Raw genomic sequence first — 482 nt, forward strand, 5'->3', positions numbered from 1 at the left:
GCCTATAACGGCGCTCAGCATTTAGATTACCGTCAAAAGATGATGGATGAATGGGCGGATTATGTAAGCTCTTTAAAATAAGGGGTGTAATGTTTGTATGCCCAACAAAACCTCAGGTCTTTAAAATGACAAATACAGGTAAAAATATGAATTATAATAAAGAGTTATTTTATACTTTAGACGAAGTAAGGGAATTACTTCTCAAAACAGAAGACCGCTCATATAGTAAAGACGAAAGTATTGTACGTTTGATCCACACTGATCGTCTAACACCATATATAAGCTATAGCGGTCCAGTCGATATTGTAACAGAGGCAGAAGATGTTCCAGAAAAAAGTATAAAAGAAATCACAGATAGCTTATATCACACTATCAGCACTCAAATGTGCAACCTGGAAATTGGAGAAACAATCCACCCTCATGACTATGATTCAAGTACAAGTCTGAGAAACACAAAGCGCTTTATTGAAAAACTTTTATTC

The 482-nt window shown here is 35.5% G+C and carries 1 protein-coding gene; it reads left to right on the forward strand.

The features are described 5' to 3' along the window. Positions 1–125: 125 nt before the first annotated feature. Positions 126–482 (forward strand): hypothetical protein (locus AAEY88_RS12590; protein WP_350562926.1); only part of this gene is annotated, 357 nt, incomplete at its 3' end.

It is taken from the genome of Psychrobacter sp. CAL346-MNA-CIBAN-0220 (assembly GCF_040309805.1).
In the GTDB taxonomy this organism is placed as follows: domain Bacteria; phylum Pseudomonadota; class Gammaproteobacteria; order Pseudomonadales; family Moraxellaceae; genus Psychrobacter.